This window comes from Rheinheimera sp. SA_1, assembly GCF_001669775.1.
Taxonomy (GTDB): Bacteria; Pseudomonadota; Gammaproteobacteria; order Enterobacterales; family Alteromonadaceae; genus Pararheinheimera.
Map to the genome: position 1 here is coordinate 127,761 of NZ_LXWK01000018.1, position 18,696 is coordinate 146,456.

Consider the following 18,696-nt stretch of genomic DNA (forward strand, 5'->3'; position numbering starts at 1 on the left):
ATTACTCAGGCATGTCTTTGTGCAAAGTCACCGGCTGCGATTTTTTCCGCATCTTGATATTAATCATTTCGACCACCACCGAAAACGCCATGGCGAAGTAGATGTAACCTTTTGGTACATGCACATCAAAACCTTCAACAATCAGCATCGCGCCAACCATGATCAAGAATGACAACGCCAGAATTTTGATTGATGGGTGTGCGTCAACAAAATCACCAATCGATTTGGCGGCGAACATCATCACCAGTACTGCAGCAATAATAGCAATCGCCATAATTTCGATGTCATTGACCAGACCAACCGCAGTAATGACTGAATCCAGTGAGAATACGATATCGAGGATCATGATCTGAATCAGCACCATCATCAGGTTGTTGGCAACAACTTTTGGACCTGATGCTTCTTCATGCGCACCTTCCAGACTATGGTGAATTTCCTGCGTCGACTTCGCCAACAGGAATAAACCACCACCGATCAAAATCACGTCCCGGCCTGAAATCTCATTATCCAGTACCGTGAACCAAGGTTCGGTCAGTCCCATCACCCAGGAAATCGAAAATAACAGCGCCAAACGGGCAAACATTGCCAAGCCTAAACCAACACGGCGGGCAAAAGCACGTTGCTTTTCTGGTAACCGGCCGACTAAAATCGATAAAAAGATAATATTATCAATACCTAATACAATTTCCAGCGCAGCAAGGGTGCCAAGGGCAATCCAGGCTTCCGGACTGGCAATCCACTCAAACATAGCCATTTTCCTTCGTTAGTTACTTTGTCTTTGGCTAGTCTACCAGCAGCCTTAAAAACCGCCAGCAGTTAACAGCGCTACGCGGTTGATTGCGCAGAACATCGCCAATGCCCGACAAACGCTGAATGTAGCTGAATTCAGGTTCAATGGCGCTGGTCGCGGTACAACTGCAGCTGTTATGCTGAAAAAAACCACACATGGAAGCCCGATCTGATGAAAAGCCTGGCGCATACCCTCACGAAAAACCTGACCAAAAAATTCCCGCTGTTGCTGACGCCTCTGGCACTCTGCTGTCAGGTTGCTTTAGCCGCTCCCGCGGACTTATCCAAAGCCATTGCTGAAGATTATCAACAGCATCTGTCACCTCTGTTCCAACATTTTCATCAAAACCCCGAGCTCTCCCATCTGGAATTTAATACCGCTAAACGACTAGCCGCTGAATTAAAAGATGCCGGTTTTACGGTGACGACTGGCGTTGGTAAAACCGGGGTGGTGGCAATTTTGAAAAATGGCCCGGGGCCGCTGGTGATGATGCGTGCCGATATGGACGGTTTGCCGGTGGAGGAAAAATCCGGTTTAGCTTATGCCTCGAAGGTCAAAACCAAAGACTGGGATGGTAAAGAAGTATCGGTGATGCACGCCTGTGGTCACGATGTGCATATCACCAGTCTGGTTGGAACGGCGCGGCAAATGGCGGCGCGCAAAAAGGAATGGTCCGGTACGCTGATGTTAATTGGTCAACCGGCGGAAGAACGGGTGGGCGGTGCACAAGGCATGATGGACGATGGTTTGTATCAGCGCTTTGGCAAACCGGATTACGCACTGGCGTTTCACGTCTCCAGTGAAATTGAAGCCGGCAAAATAGTGGCAGTTGAAGGTTCACCTTATTCTGGTGTCGATAGCGTGGATATAATTATTCATGGCGTAGGCGCGCATGGTGCCAGTCCACACCGGGGTAAAGACCCGATCGTATTAGGTGCGCAAATAGTGCTGGCGCTGCAAACCATCATCAGCCGTGAACTGGCGCCAAAAGAGCCTGGCGTGATTACTGTCGGTTCATTTCATGCCGGTTCCAAACACAATATCATTCCGGATCAGGCGGTACTGCAGCTGACGGTGCGGAACGATAATCTGCAAACCCGGGATTATCTGATCAAAGCCATTGAGCGGGTGGCAAAAAACCTCGGCCGCGCAGCGGGCTTACCGGAAGATCAATTACCTGAAGTGAAAGTCGACCCACAAACCACGCCACCGACAGTCAACGATATTCCGCTCACCCAAAGACTAAAAGCCAGCTGGCGCAAAACCATGGGTGAACAGATTTTTGATGAGAATTATCGTCGTTTAGGCATGGGCGCTGAAGACTTTCCGTTTTTAACCATCAACCCATATATTCCAAGTACTTATTTCGCAGTCGGCGGCACACCGGCAGCTGCTTTTGCCACCGAGAAAAGCGGTGGCCCGGCAGTTCCAAGCCATCATAGCCCGCTGTTTAAAGTAGAACCAGAACCAGCCATTCGCACCGGAGTTGAAGCGACAGTGCATGCATTATTTGAACTGATGCCGGCAAAACAATAATGTTAACTGAGGGGTCAGAGTCAATTGTTGACACTTTTGTTAACAATTGACTCTGACCCCTCTATTAACAATTTAGGTTAGTATTTTGGACTGACTTCAAACACCGTCAGGCTACCGCTAACTTCGCTGGCCATTAACAACAAAGCTTTACCAGTGGCACTTTGCGCTGCCGGTACAAACACCAGGCTTTCTGGTCCCAAATCACCAGCTTGCAGGTAACTGCCAGTTAAGGTCGGCGGTGATTTTTCGTCGTCGATGGCAAAAGTAACGTCAAAATTACGGTTGTGGAAATAATCGACAAACTTCACCTGATACGGGTTGGTCACGTCATAGACAAAGACTGCACTTAACCGCTCAGTGCCGACAAAAGCGTAAGTTTTATCACCGACCTGACCCACAGCAACGGCTTCCGGCTCCGGACCTTTATCATCCGAACGGTTGTCACCGCCATTGGCTAAATGATTGCTGTTAAAACCGGATTCACCTTGTAACGAGGCACTGATTTTCTCGAAATCGGCAGCACTGTCATACACCTGGGCGCCGTTTTGATCCCAAATACTAAAAGAGCGACTACCAAAAGCATACAACGCGTCATAGTCGCCATTGGCGTTTTTGCCCAGTGCTTTGGTCACTTTAAGCCGGGCTAAACCGTTGCTGCTATAAACACCCGCTTGTTTTGCTACCAATTCTGCTGAACGCGGAATAGCGCTGACCCGTGCTTCTTCGCTATACGCCGACCAGTCACGAGAATCACCTTCGTTGGCTGATACGATAAACGTCGCGCCTTTCCATTGGTAACTGCTCAAAGTATCTGGCTGATATACGCCAAACAGGCCAGGAATGGTCTGCAGATTAATCCCGTCTCTGTCACCGGTATCAAGAGCATTTTCCGGCAAACTGTAATCTTTAAAACCTAAACCAACAATTTTGTCGATTTTAGCCGCAGCAATATCGACCACCGCCAATGCATTGTTGTCCTGCAGTGATACATAAGCCTTTTTGCTGTCAGCTGTGACGGTAATGTATTCAGGCTCGATATCTTGCGCCAAAGTGGTCCCTTCCGGCGCCGCAATCTTCAGACCTTTTTTCGCAAGTGCCGCTTTTTGACTTTCAAAAGCGCCAAAACCTAACAATACCGCCTGATCTGGCCATTGATTGTTGGCGCGTTTCACCAGGCCAATGCTGCCTTCCGGATCAACACTGTAATTGCTTTCCGGCTCGCCTTCGTTCGCGATAATTAAGGTTTGGCCATCCGGGCTGAACGTCAGCATGTCTGGCAAGGAGCCGACTTTAATGGCTTTGTTAAAAACTGGCGTGGCGGCGGTCAAATCATAAATGAGGACAGCGCCGGCTGCAGATTTCACTTTATTTTCAACGGCAATCGCCAGCCAATTGCCAGAAATCGCAATGGAGTTGGCAAAACCTAAAGTGAGGGTTTCATCGGCCGCAGCGGCATTTTTCACCACGGCAGTGGCTGGGATCGCCAGTGGCGTGCTGGTCAGGTTATTGGCTGTCAGCGCATCACTGAGTGCAGTGCTGGTCAGGGTTGCGGCATTGAGGATTTCAATCCGGTTGGCAGCGCCGTTGATCAGGAAAATGCGCTTAGATGCACTGTGGTACTGGGTGATTTCAGCAGCAGCCTGACCATAAGTACCGGTGGTAAAACGGCCAATCGCCTGAGTGCTGACACCAGTCTGGGCATTTTGACCAGCAGCGCCAGTCGGGCCTGTTGCACCCGGCGTACCTGCAGCTCCGTTGGCGCCCGCTGGACCCGTTGCACCATCGTCCCCTTCCAGGCTACAACCGGCTAAACTGACTATAATGGCCATTGCGATCAGGCTGATGCCAGATTTTTTGAAGTTCATTGCTGCTAAGCTCCTGTTTAGTCTGAAAATTAAACAGTAACTTACGGTACGGATCTGACAGTGGCGTGACGTTCGGATGACATTTGCGTGGCATAACCATGGCAAATTTAAGGCAATAACTTTGCTTCGTTGGTATTGGCTGGTTGACGGGCAACCGGCGCTGGCCTTTGCTCCTGCAGCTGATATTTTCTTTTCAACGCAGCGACTTGTTCTGCATTGTCTATCAGAAACCGGTCGAATTGGCTGAGCAACTGTGGATGTTTGACCGTCGACAGCAAAAACGGTAACTGGGTAAATGGCAATTGTTCGGCAATCACCAGTTGATCTTGCGCTGCAATGGAACGCAAATAATGCTGCGCCACATTAAACTCAATATTGGCACCATCCAACCGGCCCTTTAACACCAACCCCAGCGCTGACGCCACATCCGGTACGTCCACCATCCGATACTTATACTGATTTTTCAATGCCAGCCATTTGGTGGGTACAAAACCGTGGATCACCGCCAGACTGCGAAACTGTTCCAGTGAAATATGCTGTAATTCTGGTTTTACTAAAGTACTACCAAGGGTAAAAACCACCGGCGCACTGAAGGCTTTCGCGATCCCTGGTTCGTTATATTGTCGCCACAAAGGGTTATCAGGGTAAATGAAATCGATGCCAGAATTGGCCGACTGATACAGACGTTTCACCGGCAGCGGCATAAATTTAAACTGATGCCCGGTTTTTTCTGAAAACAATTGAATTAAATCAACAAAATAACCACGCTGCTGCCGCTGACTGAAATCATAATGGGGGTAAAAATCTATCTGCTCGATACCAATGACATAGTTTTCCGCCCGCAACGGGCCGTGAAAAAACGCCAGAACTAAGAGCGCCAGCCACCGCATCATAGGTGTCACTCCAAAAACTGCTGAACTACAACCAACAACCCTGCAACTTCAAGGATGACGGGTAAATACCAAACAACCTGAGGGCGTGCTTGGGTATATTAGAAATAATAGTCTATTCCCAGCTGTACGTAGTCATCCCGACGAAACCACCAAATCGGCTGATCCATACGATGGGTCTGGAAGAACCAGGCATCCAAACGCAACCGGATGTTATTATTAAAGCGGGTTGAGGCTTCTAACATACCACTACGGCTGCCGCGGTCATCCAGGTCCTGGGCAAAACCAAACAAAAGTTCAGTGCCTGCTTCATCGTTCCACGCCAGTCTTGCGCCTAAAAACAGGTCACGCTGTCCAGGCCCGGTTGCTGCCATGCCACGGCTGTCATACTGATATTCCATCAGCCAGCCAAGGTCGTAATTGCTGTCCATCACCCCGACCATACTGTATTCAAAACCGGCAGTGGCAGCATAAAAATGACCAAGTGGGCTTTGGTCATAATCACGATAAATGCTTTCCAGTTTCCAAATCCAGCTATCAACAATCCATTGCCCTTCCAGCCCGACTTGTTTCATCTGCGGATAATAAGGCGTGTAAAAACCGCTGTTGCCAAGCGGCACTAAGCCGGGTTCACGCGAAGTGCCCTGAAAATACGACCAGGCCAAATCCAGCTGATCAAGCTGTTTGGCGTAACGCAATGCCCAGTCCAAATGGCGTTGTTCACGGTCTGACTGGTACACAGCTTCATCCGGCAGTAAAGGCAATGGCAAACGTAACCGGCCATCAGGCCCAGCTAAAGTGCGTTCACGAAAATACGGCAGCACAAATGTCTGCAAGGTGCCCCAGTCGCCGAAAAGATTGTATTGCAGCATTGGCTGTCCCAGTTTGGACTCACCATCAATATTGTCGACTAAATCGGTCTGGTTAATCACATCCACCAAATGCTGCGATTCGGTAACGCCCCAAAATACCTGATCTACCCCTAGTTTCAGTTCCCAGCCGCTGCCCACCCGCAACCAGAACGCCTGACGTAGATCGATTAAATTACGTTCCGGATCACGCTGATCAACCCGGAAATAAGGGCTAAAGGTAAAACTATCGGTTTCATCAACCGACTGCCAATACCATTCTTGCAATAACGAAGCGCTGATACTCGATTGTGCTTGTTGCTGCAGGCCTTTTTTAGCGTACCAGCGGCTATCCAGCCCAAAAGTGCTGTCGCTTTGCAGGCGATCAGTCCAGTGTTGTGGCGGTTGTTCGGGAACTTGTTGCACAGGCGCCGCCATCGGCACACGCACCGTCTCTGGCTCTGCTGGAACTGCTGGAACTGCTGGAACTGCTGGAACTGCTGGAACTGCTGGAACTGCATTTTGTACGGGTGCTGCAGTGGTAGCAACCATGGGTTTACTGACCACGGCCTGTTGAATTAACCGCATCGTCGCTTGCGCTGAATAACCCATTTTCGGCATACCGGCAGCTTTACGACCAATACGTTGTTGTTTTTGCAAATCACGCCAGCGCTGCTCGTCAGCTTCGACTTTTTGTCTGGCACTTTCGACGTCAATCGCGGCAATTTCATCAGCTGTGGGAATAGTTAACACGGCGCCAGCTTGCACGTGGTGCACGTTGTCGCCAATAAAGGCGCGTGGGTTTTTCTGCTGCAGCGCAATAATCACCTGGTACATGCTGTAAGGTGCATCACCACGGGCGGCCTTGGCCAGACTCCACAAGGTGTCTTGCTGCGTGACCGGGCCCAACTCGGCGGCGGCTAACGGCAAGGCTAATGATGCCAACAACATTGCCTGAATTTTATTGAGTTGCGTCTTTTGATACATGCCTGACCTTTATCACTCACTTGCCGAACCGAACCAACAACTTTTCAATAAGCATGGCTCAAAAATCTGATTGAGCAATTTTTGAGCCATTTCGAATGACCGCCAGATGCCGGTTATTTGGCGCGCATTAATGCATTGGTATCAAAATCTGCTTCGGTACGGCCTTTACCAAACTGGATCTCATGCACCAGTAAATCAGTACTTTTACCGGTTTGATGATTGACCATACTCAGCTTCAATGGCCGCCAGAATTTGTTCAGATACAGCTGATAATCCAACATCTGCAGTGTTTTTAACAGCGCATTTTTCTTGTCGTAGTATTCTACTTTCAATACCTTATAGTCTTTTTGGTCAATCCAGGCAATGGTTTTGCTGTAGCCGGAAAACTCATCAGTTGGCGTTTGCTCCACCACAAAAGCCGGCACATCCTGCAGTGTTTCATCACGCAGATAGGTGAATTTAAACTTATCCAGCTCAAACGAACTCAGGTCTTCATAGGCAAATTCGCTGCCCATAAAAGGTCCGGATTTGTTGCGCGAGGCGATACGTTTGACTCGTTTGACTGCCGGTAAATACAACCACTGATCATCTGGTTTTCCGACATGCGAATGGTTGAGAAATGCCGTGCCGCGCACATCTTTGGGTTCATCAAAAATGGTCAGGCCTTTATCGCCTTCGTCTTTGATTTCCAGACTTAAAGTGCGGATTTCTCGTTTACTTTCGGCGCCTTGCGCGTTGCGTAATACCATGGTGGTTTTACTGTCGCTGTCGGCCCAGCCTTCATCCCGTTGTTTGCGCTCCTGCGCTATGGTCAGGCCTTTGCCGCCATCGTCAGCCAGTAACGGCAAACTGCCGAAGCCCAGGCTGCAGCATAACAAAGCAGCCCCCATCATCTTGCGGTTAACCATGTTGCTTCTCTCCTGTAGTTGTGGATACGACGGCGGTTTTTTTACTACGATCAAACTGCAGTAAAAATGCCGGTAAAAATAACAAATCAATAATTAGCGCCACCACGATAATCATGCCGGTTAATAAACCCATGTCGGAGTTCAGCCGGAAATTCGACAACATCAACACGGCGAAACCACACACCAGCACCACAGTGGTGATCATCAGCGCATGGCCAACACTATGAAATGCATAACGAATGGCTTGTTCAGTGTCCCGCCCTTCATCACGGGCAATTTTATATTTGGCTAAAAAATGCACGGTATCATCGACAATAATGCCGAGGCTCATCGACGCCACCACCGACAAACCAAGGTTAATTTCGCCCGACCACAGTTTCCACAAACCAAAACCAATCACCGCCGGAACCAGATTCGGGATTAAGCTGATTGCCCCCAACCGCCAGGACTTCAGGCTGAGCACCAGTAACGCTGAAATAATAAACATCGCCAGCGGTAAGCTTTGGATCATGCTGGTCATATTGCGCTCGCCGATATGAGCAAACATCAGCGCGGTACTGGAAGCTTCCATGGTGTATTGCGGATAATGTTCGGTCATCCAGCTGCGGGCTTTTTGCTCCAACGCCAGCATTTGGGTGCTGCCAAGGTTTTTCAGTGCCACCGCGACTTTGGTCGCCTGTTTATCTAAATCGAGCTGGTTGTTTAAATCCAGACCAAAGGGCAATGACATTTCAAACATTAACAAATATTGCGCCGCTTCATCTTGCTGCTCCGGCAAGCGATAAAACGCCGGGTCGTCGCCATTCATGTTTTTATTCAAACGCTTAAACACATCGCTGATGGTGCTGACATGGGTAACTTCCGGCAAGGTTTGCAAATACAGCGCAAATTCGGCAATCGCTTTTATAAACGCTGGATCATTGACGCCGGATGGCTGGCCACTGTCGATAGCAAAATCAATCAGCGACACGCCGCCAAGCTTTTTCTCCAGCACATCCACCGATTGCCGGTATTCAGTGGCAGGTGCAAAATACTTCACCGCTTCGTCGTTAACTTTGTTCTGCAGCATCAGCCAACCGGTGACCAGCGTAATCAGTGCAGTCAAAGGCAAAATAACTTTGTAGTGGCGGATCACCCAGTCGGCCAGCCGATCCATTTGGGTGGCTTTGTCGGTCGGCTCGGCATAACCGTGGCTGATTGGAAACACCATCAATAACGCCGGTAACAACAACATGGTGAACATCCACGCCAGCATGACGCCAACGGCAGTCATATTGCCCAGGTCGCGCAGGATCGGCACTTCCGAGAAATTCAGCGTTAAAAAGCCAACAGCAGTGGTGACACTGGTGATCAACACCGGCATGGTGTTAATCCGTACCGCTTTGCTGATGGCTTCCGATTTGGTTAAACCTTCCCGTAACAAAAACTGTGTCGAAGCAATCAAATGCACGCTATCCGCCACCGCGAGCGTCATCACAATAGTGGGCACATTCACCGTTGCCGTGCTTAAAAATAGGCCGGCCCAACCCGCCAGACCTAAAGTGGCGGCAATTGTCAGCACGATAATCACCACCACTGCAGTCGCCGCCAGCACCGATCGCAGCATAAAACCCAGCATCAGCACTATAACCACAAACATCAGCGGCACCAGGCTGCTGGCGTCATTTTTGGCTTCGCTGCTAAATGCATTATTCAGCGCGATAACGCCGCCATGATAGAATGTCAGATCCGGATGCGCTGCCGCTAGCCGATCGGTGACCGCTCGTACACTGTTGTAGACGTCCGACACTTCCTGATTCTGATCTTTTTCCGGTAGTTGCACCGTGATATTGATGGCAGTCATGCTGCCATCGTGCGACACCAGCCGCCCGACTAACGCCGGCTCGGCCAGCGCAATCGCTTTGATACTGGCCGCTTTGGCCGCATCCAGCTGGCTTAGATCCAATAACAAATCTTCCACCTGCAGGTCGTCATCAACGGCCGCGGTATGTTGAAAATTAGTAATGGAATCAACCCGTAATGAATGTGGGGTTTGCCAGGCTGCGTCAGTAAGTTCCTTCACCACCGCTAACACTTTGGGATCAAACACATCGCCGGAAGCCGGGGTAATGGCCACCAGCATATTGTCACTTTTATTAAAGCGCGCCTGCATTTTGTCAAACGCCTGCATTTGTGGGTTTTCCGGCGAGAAGAAAATCCGGAAATCACCGCGGAAATACAGATTTTTGGCGCCAAATGCCATCGCAAACGCCAGAGCAAGCACCCAGGCCAAAGTCCAGTACGGATGCCGCAGCGCGCCAGTTAGCCAGAATTGTTTCATCCCATCTCCTTGTTATATTCCATCAATTTGTTTGACCGTCAGCTAACAGCGGCTCAGACGCCAGCGCGGTCATCATCCGCTGCCAGCTCGCGTGATAGTCCCATTCTTTGGAAAGTGGTTTCCAGTTTAGACCATCCAACAACAGGTTGATGCCAAGCAGCATCGTGCTCTGTGGTTCCAACTGGCCGAACAAACCCAGCTGCTGGGTTGGTTTAAATAACGCATTACTACCAAAGGCTTGCGCCCATTGCACAAATGCCAGCGCATCAAGGCTCTGCTTGGCCGGCAGTTGTAATGAACCTTCGGCTATCGCCTGTGCAATGAGTTGCTGGCAGATAGTCACCAGTTGCATCTCCAATTGTTGGCGTAGTGCCAGTCGCGACGGTGAACTTTTTTCAATTACGCCCGGCGTATTGGCGGTTAGCAAACACAAAAATAACGTCGGTTCGGTCATGGAAAACTGATGGTAAGCCAAATGCAGCGCCAGCACCTGCTCGCGACTGTGACCCGGGATCTGCAGCGCCCGTGCAAACAGCTGTAGCTGTCGCTGCAAGCTGTCGACGCTGAGCGCAGTAAATAAATCTTCTTTGCTACAAAAGTGGTTATAAATGGTGCCTTTGGAGACTGACGACAAGGCAGTTAATCGGTCCATGGTCAAACCGGCAAATCCGTCCTGTTGCAAAATGTGCTGCGCCAGGGTCAATAATTCCTGTTCCCGTAGCTGCTTGGCCAGCAGGCGCTTGGGCGTGGCTTCAGAAGCTGGTTTGGCTGGCATCAGCGCGGCACCAAAATTATTGACGATTCGTCATTCTAGAACACAAACCGCAGAACTCAAGGTTAATTTTTTAATATGCATGGCAAGTGTCACCGAAATGCAGATAGCAAAAAGCCAGTCTGGTGACTGGCTTTTTGCATTTTTTGCGAAGTCTCTAGTACCGCCAGTACATCGGCGTGAACAGCAGCAGAATCGTCAGAATCTCCAGCCGTCCCAGCACCATGCCAAAGCTAATCAACCACTTGGCGCCATCGGGCAAACTACTGAAATTGCCATCCGGCCCAATCACCGGACCAAGTCCAGGACCGACATTACTGATGGCGGTGGCGGCGCCGGTGAGCGCAGTCACAAAATCGAGGTCAAACATCGACAACCCCAACGCCAGCGTTGCAATGGAAGCAAAATAGACAAAACAAAATGCCAACACCGACCCCAGTAGTTGGTCGTTGACCGGTTTGGTGCCATATTTTTGCACCCAGACCGCATTCGGATGCACCAGCAGTTTAAATTGTTTGATTAATAACAAACCGGCCAGCTGGGTCCGGAAAATTTTCAATCCACCGGACGTCGAGCCTGAACAAGCTCCGGAAAAGGTGATGTAGAAGAACAAAATCACCGCCAGCCCACCCCAGGCCGAATAATTCTCTGAGGCAAAACCACAGGTGGTAATCACCGACACCACGTTAAATACGCTGTGGGTCAAGGCATCCAGCCAGGGTCTGGCATTGTGTTCATGCTGATACCAAGTCAGCAGCAACGCACAAAATACCACTATGGCTAAAAACGCCCTGACTTGCGGATCGCGAAATAAAATCCATTTATGTCCGCGCAAAGCACCGACCAGCAACACCAGCGGCAACGCCGATAAAATCATAAACAGGCTGGAAATCCACAACAAATGCGGCTGATCATTAAAATGGCCAAACGAGGCATCGTAATTGGCAAAACCACCAGTGGCGACTGTGGTCATACCGTGCGTTATGGCATCAAAACCGGTCATGCCGCCGAGGAAATACAACGTCATGCAACTGATGCTTAAAATCAGGTACACCACGCCGATGTACATCGACAGGCTGGAGCTTCTTGGCAGTATTTTTTCAGAAATATCGGAGTTTTCGGTTTTGAACAGCTTCATGCCACCGATTTTTAACGCCGGTAAAATCGCTATCGCCATCACGATAATACCAACCCCGCCAATCCACTGCAAAATAGCGCGCCAGAACAATAAACCTTTGGGCATGGTATCAAGCCCCGTCAGCACGGTAGCGCCAGTGGTGGTGATGGCAGAAACAGTTTCAAATACTGCGTCAACATAAGCCAAATCAGGCAACACCAACACAAAAGGTAAAGTCGAAAACAGACAGATCGCTAACCAGCAAAAGGCGGTCAATAAGAATAAATGGCGTTTAATCAGCGAGAATTCGTGACGGCCTTTGTACACCAGAAAATAACCAACACTGACAGTGGTGAAGGCCGAGATCAGGTAACTCCAGAAGCTTTTTTCGTTGTAATACACCGCAACGGCGGTAGTGATCAGCATAGCGCCAGATAACATCACCAGCAGATAACCAATCACCCGATAGAATAAAAACCGACTTGTTGCTGAGCGCACTGCTTCTCTCTCAAATCAGCTGCCATTTTGATTACAGGCAGCGTCAGGAATGACGGGTACTATACCCTTCATCTTTGAAAAGGCAGGGTATAAAAACTTTTTTGCAGTGTAGCGAGTTATCTGCCAATTAGAAAGCTAGCTGCCTACAAGCTGGTCAAAACACTCTTTTAATTTGCATTTAATTTACAACTTGCTACACCTTACAGACGTAAAGTTCGGATCAAGGATGAATGAATGGCACTCGCCATCGTATATAGCCGTGCCCGACTGGGGCTGGAAGCGCCGCAGGTCACAGTCGAAGTGCATTTAAGTGCCGGATTACCTGGTTTCCAGCTGGTTGGATTGCCGGAAACCTCGGTGCGCGAATCGAGAGACAGGGTACGCAGCGCCTTGATTAACTGCGGTTTTGAATTTCCGGACCGCAAAATCACCGTCAATCTGGCCCCGGCCGATTTACCCAAAGAAGGTGGCCGATTTGATTTGCCGATTGCGCTTGGCATTATTGTCGCCAGCGGCCAACTGCCGCCGACTGCGCTGGTTGGTTATGAATTTTACGGCGAGCTGGCATTATCCGGCGAGATCCGACCGATTGTCGGCGAAATTCCACTGGCGATGGCTTGTCTGGCGAGTGGTCGACAAGCGGTATTGCCACTGTTAAATGCCAGTCAGGCACAACAGGTACCGGATGCGCAGCTGCATGGCGCCAGCCATTTATTGCAAGTGCATAGTTTTTTGCTCGGCCAACAGGCATTACCTGCGATCCCACCACTGCCGCCGTTACCTGCACTGATGTGCGAGACCATCAGCTGCTTTTCCGATGTCAAAGGCCAGCAACATGCCAAAAGAGCGTTGGAAATTGCGGCCGCTGGTCAACACAACATCCTGATGTTTGGCCCGCCTGGCACCGGTAAATCAATGCTGGCGCAGCGCTTGCCCGGCTTATTGCCGTTATTGTCACCGGAAGAAGCATTACAAAGTGCTGCGGTGTATTCAATTGCCGCCTTACCAGCGCAGCGCCATTGGCGGCTGCCACCGTTTCGCCAACCGCACCATACCAGTTCGGCGATTGCATTGGTGGGCGGTGGCTCGGTGCCAAGACCCGGCGAAATTTCGCTGGCGCATCAGGGCATTTTATTTTTGGATGAGTTGCCGGAATACGATCGCAAAGTATTGGACGTCCTGCGCGAACCTTTGGAAACCGGTACTGTGCATATTTCCCGTGCCGGACGTCAGGCACAATTTCCGGCACAGTTTCAGCTGATTGCTGCGCTCAATCCAAGCCCGACCGGTCATCATCAGGATGGCCGCGCCAGTCGCGAACAGGTTTTGCGTTACTTAAACCGTATTTCCGGGCCATTACTCGATCGGATTGAAATGCAAATTGAAGTGCCATTATTACCCAAGGGCATGCTGACGCAGACCCAAACCGATGAAAGCTCGCAGGATATAGCCACCAGAGTGGCCGCCAGCCGTGTTCGTCAGCTGGAACGGCAGGGTAAAGCCAACGCCAGGCTCCAACCGGCGGAACTCGCCAGCTATTGCGCATTAAGTGAGACCGATAGTGATTTTCTGGAGCAATGCCTGGTGCAGCTCAAACTGTCAGCCCGCAGTTATCACAAGTTGCTGAAAGTCGCGCGCACCATCGCCGACCTGCAACAACAAGCGGATATTTCGCGCAACCACTTGCTGGAGGCGTTAAGCTACCGCGCTTTTGACCGGTTATTGCAACATTTGCAGCAATAAAGTACAGCCAGACTTGCATACCCGAAATCATTGAAGATAAGGCGCCATCACGGAAATTCATCCGCTGGTCATGCAAGCTAAGTCGATTTGAAACATAGGCTCTATACTAAAACGGAATTTAAAAAGGTGTTGGTTTAATGGCAAATGTGCAACTGCAAAAACTGTTACGCTTTAACCTCTGGTACTGGCTGAGCCTGGCGCTGCTTGATTTCGCGCTGATGCTGCTGTGGTGGCTGTTGATGCCGGATTACAAATTTGAGCTGCCCTATACGGCATCAAAAGTAGCAATGGTGATCCTGGAAATTGTCGTATCGACCTGGTTTATCCGCTGGTCGTTTGCCCGCCAACTGCCGCCAGTACAGGTGTGTGCCGCTGCGGCTTTGATTTTATGCGTATACACGCCGCTGAATAATTTATCCTGGATGCTGGTCAAAGAACCAGAGCACTTTTTGCCGGAAATGTTACTAAGCGAACTCGATACCACCAGCCTGCCATTTTTTATCTGGGTGCTGTGTTATCTGACGTTCTGGCGTTATCAGCAGCAACAAAGCAAATTGCAGGAATCTACCCGCTTAAGTCAGAATATTCAACAGCTTGAGCTACAAGCATTACAACACCAACTCAATCCGCATTTTACCTTTAACGCCCTGAATTCTGTCTGCGCTTTGCTGGAAGCCGAGCGTTATGACGATGCTGAGACTATGTCCGAACAACTATCTACATTCTTACGTTATTCGCTGAGTAAATCGCCGGACAGTTTAGTCCGCCTTGCTGACGAACTGGCTGCGATTGAAGCCTATCTGACTTTGCAAAAAACCCGGTTTGGCGACAAGTTAAAAGTCATCTGGCAAATTGATGAAAGTTTAAAAGCGCAGCAGATCCCGGCGTTATTGCTACAACCCTTGATTGAAAATGCGGTGAAGTACGCCGTTGCCACCCGCCAACAAGGCGCCACTATTACCATTCACGGCAGCCATCAGCAGGAGCAGTTACTGCTTGAAGTCACCGACGATGGGCCAGGTTCGACGTTGGTGTTGGATGAAAGTTGCAGCTCAGGAGTTGGCCTGACCAACATCCGGAACCGCTTAAAACAACACTTTGGCGACCGGGCCAGTCTCGCGGTGTTGGCGTTGCCGACCGGCTTTCAGGTGAATATCTGTTTGCCCTGGCAAGGGAGTCATGGATGAGCACGCTAGTCTGGTCACAATCGCCACTGCACCGTTTCTGGTACTGGCATCTGGTGTACTGGTTCGGCTATCTGCTGCTGAAGTACACCCATTTGGCGGTGTTATTGCCACTGCAGAACGAACAGCCCTGGCCTTATTTGGGTACCTACACCTTACTGGCACTGATTAACCTGGTGGTCACCGGCTTTTTAGGTCAGCGTGATTTGGCAAGCACCATGCCGCTACCGCAACAAATGCGCCGTTTATTGTACTGGATAGTGCCACTGTGCCTGGTGTTACTGCCGCTGCGACAAACGCTGATTACTACCTACTCGACCAATAGCAAGGGCTGGAAATCGTCGTTTGCGGAACAAATGGTTTCAACGCTACCGTTGGTGTTATTGCCGTTACTCGGTTGGCTGGCAGTGTATTTGCTGATCAAAGCCAATCAGGGTTATCAGCAGGAATTTGTGGCGCAACAGGCACTGCTGAATCAGGCCAGAGCCGCACGGTTAAAAGTGTTGCGGTATCAGTTAAATCCGCATTTTATGTTTAATACCTTAAATGCACTGAATTCATTAATTATCAGCCGTCAGGGACTCCTGGCCGAGCAACTGATCCAAAACTTGTCGACTTTTTTGCGCCATTCGCTGAAAAACAAAGATGAAACGCTGATCCCATTGCCACAGGAACTGGATGCACTGGCGGCTTATCTGGCTATTCAGCAGGTGCGGTTTGGCGAGCGGCTGCAGTTAAACTGGCAAATTGCCGCTTTGCCGAAATTACAAATTCCTCCGTTATTGTTGCAGCCGCTGGCAGAGAACGCCGTGTTGTTCACGGTCGCGGAAATTTCCGGACCGGTGCAACTGGATATCAGTATCTACACCACCGAACAGCAGTTGCTGATTGAGATTAAACGGCACATTGGTAATTCAGATCCGGCGGCTGGCCCTGCAAACGAAGCTGCTGAAGCACAAACCACCGCAGCGGAACCCGCACATACCGATACCACAACCTGGCCAGCCAGCCTGCAGCAACTAGCCGAACGGCTGGAGCTGATGTTTGGCGCTGATGCCAGTTTGCAATTACACCTGTCCGGCGCCTCATTTGCAGGCCAGTTATCTTTACCTTTGGAGTCTGCTTATGTCCGCAATTAATCTGGTGATCGCTGATGATGAACCTTTAGCAATCAGCAACTTAAAGGCAAAACTGGCCACTTATCCGCATTTGAATATCGTCGCCTGTTTTGACAATGGCGACGACACCTTAAGTTATTTACAACAACACCCGGTTGATTTGGTGTTTCTGGACATTCAGATGCCGGGTATTAAAGGCATTGATATTCTGAAGCAACTGAATAAAGCCTCGGCGCTATCGCCGCCATTACTGATTTTGGTAACGGCTTACGAGCAATATGCGTTTTCAGCCTTTGAGCATTTCGCCTTTGATTATTTGCTGAAACCTGTCTCAAGGCAGCGGCTGGCGCAATGTTTATTGGATGCCCGTACCACGCTGGATAAACAACCGGAACTGCCGGCAACGGTCAGCCATAAACTGTCGTTTCGTACCGGCGCTTCGACCTTATTGCTGGACGATATTGAGATTCTGCAGATTGAGGCGGCGGGCAATTACATGTGTATTCAAACGCTGACCGAAAGCCTGGTGATCCGCGAAACCATTAAAGAGTTACTGCAGCGGTTACCGGCGCACTTTGTGCAAATTCACCGCTCGACGCTGGTCAATCTGCACCATGTTCACAAAGTGCAGCCGCATAACAACGACTACCAGTTCCGCTTATCCGATGGCAAGTGGGTGAATGCTTCCCGCCGCTATAAACAAAACTGGCAGCAATTGCTGGCCGAGATTTAACTGGCCTGTGGCGTTGTTGTCGGCGCTGCAGGTGCAGAAGAAACAGTAGCCTGAGAAACCGTTGTTTCGCCGGCGGCTGGTTGCGCAACTGTTGGCTGAGCAACTGCCGGTAGTGCACTGGTTACTTGAGTAGGCGGCAACACCTGCTGCAATTGCCGTAAATCATAACCTGACGGCTGCTGATAAACCCGCAAGTCAAACTCGGCAATCACCGCAAAGATATGGTCGAAAATATCGGCCTGTACCGCTTCATAATGTAGCCAGGCGGTATCGCTACAAAAGGCATAAATCTCCAGTGGAATGCCGGTTGGCCCCGGCGCCAGTTGCCGCACCATTTGCGTCATCTGCGGGTGGATATCCGGATGTTGGTTTAAGAAAGCGGTCAGATAAGCGCGTAAAGTGCCAAGATTGGTTAAACGGCGGCCATTCAGCGCACAACTTAAATCCAGACTTTGATTAAAAATTTCAATTTCCGGCAGTTTTTGATCAAAGTAAGACTTTAATAATAATGACTTTTCCAGCTGCGCTATATCGGTTTGTTGTAAAAACCGTACACTGCTGGCGTCGATAAAAATCGACCGTTTCAGCCGCCGGCCACCCGATTCGCTCATGCCACGCCAGTTTTTAAAGGAATCGGAAATCAGTGCATAAGCCGGAATACTGGTGATGGTATTGTCCCAATTCCGTACTTTCACCGTGGTCAGATTCATTTCAATCACCGCGCCGTCGGCACCATATTTTGGCATTTCCAGCCAGTCGCCCAGCATCAACATTTTATTGGCGGACAGCTGAATACCGGCGACAAAACCTAAAATTGGATCTTTAAATACCAACAACAAAATGGCGGTCATGGCACCAAGGCCACTTAATAACAACAATGGCGACTTGCCGGAAATCATCGATAACGCCAAAATCACCGCCAGCACCGAAGCCGCCAGTTTTAAACTCTGAAACAACCCCCGTACCGGCGCTTGTTTACCAAAGCCATTGTTCTGCATCACCGCTTCAATGGTATCAAGCAGCGAAAAGCCACTTAGCAAGCCGTACAACAACACCCATAGCTGCGACAACAAAGTGATCAACGCCAGCGTTTCACTGCCACTGCCCAGCCAGATACTGGCCTGCACTTCCAAAATCATGCCTTGCGCCGTCAGCGCCATGCGGCTTAATAATTTATTCCGTGCCAGCGCCTGGCGCCAGCTGGTATCTACCACATCGGTTTTTTGCCGCATCCAGCGTAAGATGCCCTGATGTAACACCAAATGCAGCACCAGCGCGGTGAGAATAATCAGCGCCATCACCATCAGATAATAAGCTTGCTTTGGATCGAGGGCGTTTTGCATCCCGGCCCAGGCCATAAATTGCGTTTTTAACACGGTCGGTGGTT

14 protein-coding genes are annotated in these 18,696 nt (G+C 50.0%); 5 read left to right on the forward strand and 9 right to left on the reverse strand.

What is annotated here, in order from left to right:
• Window position 1: 1 nt before the first annotated feature.
• A complete protein-coding gene (locus A5320_RS18315; protein ID WP_068068479.1) occupies window positions 2-748 on the reverse strand; it encodes a TerC family protein in 747 nt (248 codons plus the stop codon).
• A gap of 213 nt (window positions 749-961) precedes the next feature.
• Between A5320_RS18315 and A5320_RS18320 the strand changes: the two genes are divergently transcribed.
• Window positions 962-2,326 (forward strand): amidohydrolase, encoded by a 1,365-nt coding sequence (locus A5320_RS18320; RefSeq protein WP_082971889.1) that lies wholly within the window; start codon window positions 962-964, stop codon window positions 2,324-2,326.
• A 77-nt stretch (window positions 2,327-2,403) separates the two neighbouring features.
• On the opposite strand, the gene A5320_RS18325 is transcribed toward A5320_RS18320, so the two are convergent.
• The 7 genes from A5320_RS18325 to A5320_RS18355 form a co-directional block, all read right to left on the reverse strand.
• The gene (locus A5320_RS18325) at window positions 2,404-4,191 is read right to left on the reverse strand and encodes a choice-of-anchor I family protein (protein ID WP_068068482.1); all 1,788 of its coding nucleotides are present in this window, start codon (window positions 4,189-4,191) and stop codon (window positions 2,404-2,406) included.
• 107 nt (window positions 4,192-4,298) lie between these two features.
• Window positions 4,299-5,084, reverse strand: coding sequence for a substrate-binding periplasmic protein (locus A5320_RS18330; RefSeq protein WP_082971890.1), 786 nt, complete (start codon window positions 5,082-5,084; stop codon window positions 4,299-4,301).
• Between the two features lie 98 nt (window positions 5,085-5,182).
• Complete coding sequence (locus A5320_RS18335) at window positions 5,183-6,916, reverse strand: FimV/HubP family polar landmark protein (RefSeq protein WP_068068488.1); 1,734 nt, start codon at window positions 6,914-6,916, stop codon at window positions 5,183-5,185.
• A 113-nt stretch (window positions 6,917-7,029) separates the two neighbouring features.
• Complete coding sequence (locus A5320_RS18340; protein ID WP_082971891.1) at window positions 7,030-7,824, reverse strand: outer membrane lipoprotein-sorting protein; 795 nt, start codon at window positions 7,822-7,824, stop codon at window positions 7,030-7,032.
• Entirely contained in the window at window positions 7,817-10,144 is a 2,328-nt protein-coding gene (locus tag A5320_RS18345; RefSeq protein ID WP_068068491.1) for an efflux RND transporter permease subunit, read from the reverse strand. The genes A5320_RS18340 and A5320_RS18345 overlap by 8 nt, the downstream gene beginning before the upstream one ends.
• 22 nt (window positions 10,145-10,166) lie before the next feature.
• Window positions 10,167-10,919, reverse strand: coding sequence for a TetR/AcrR family transcriptional regulator (locus A5320_RS18350; protein ID WP_068068494.1), 753 nt, complete (start codon window positions 10,917-10,919; stop codon window positions 10,167-10,169).
• Between the two features lie 154 nt (window positions 10,920-11,073).
• Complete coding sequence (locus tag A5320_RS18355; RefSeq protein ID WP_068068495.1) at window positions 11,074-12,531, reverse strand: TrkH family potassium uptake protein; 1,458 nt, start codon at window positions 12,529-12,531, stop codon at window positions 11,074-11,076.
• Window positions 12,532-12,765: 234 nt separating this feature from the next.
• Between A5320_RS18355 and A5320_RS18360 the strand changes: the two genes are divergently transcribed.
• The 4 genes from A5320_RS18360 (at window position 12,766) to A5320_RS18375 (ending at window position 17,309) form a co-directional block, all read left to right on the forward strand.
• Complete coding sequence (locus A5320_RS18360) at window positions 12,766-14,274, forward strand: YifB family Mg chelatase-like AAA ATPase (RefSeq protein WP_068068496.1); 1,509 nt, start codon at window positions 12,766-12,768, stop codon at window positions 14,272-14,274.
• A 137-nt stretch (window positions 14,275-14,411) separates the two neighbouring features.
• Window positions 14,412-15,461 (forward strand): sensor histidine kinase, encoded by a 1,050-nt coding sequence (locus A5320_RS18365; RefSeq protein WP_068068499.1) that lies wholly within the window; start codon window positions 14,412-14,414, stop codon window positions 15,459-15,461.
• Window positions 15,458-16,597, forward strand: a complete 1,140-nt coding sequence (locus A5320_RS18370) for a sensor histidine kinase (RefSeq protein WP_068068502.1) — start codon at window positions 15,458-15,460, stop codon at window positions 16,595-16,597. Before A5320_RS18365 ends, A5320_RS18370 begins: the two co-directional genes overlap by 4 nt.
• On the forward strand, window positions 16,584-17,309 hold the full coding sequence (locus A5320_RS18375; RefSeq protein ID WP_068068505.1) for a LytR/AlgR family response regulator transcription factor: 726 nt from the start codon (window positions 16,584-16,586) through the stop codon (window positions 17,307-17,309). Before A5320_RS18370 ends, A5320_RS18375 begins: the two co-directional genes overlap by 14 nt.
• Here the strand turns inward: A5320_RS18375 and A5320_RS18380 are convergent.
• Window positions 17,306-18,685: a mechanosensitive ion channel family protein gene (locus tag A5320_RS18380; protein WP_231916780.1), complete on the reverse strand. Its 1,380-nt coding sequence runs from the start codon at window positions 18,683-18,685 to the stop codon at window positions 17,306-17,308. The two genes, A5320_RS18375 and A5320_RS18380, sit on opposite strands and share 4 nt — an antisense overlap.
• Between the last annotated feature and the right edge of the window lie 11 nt (window positions 18,686-18,696).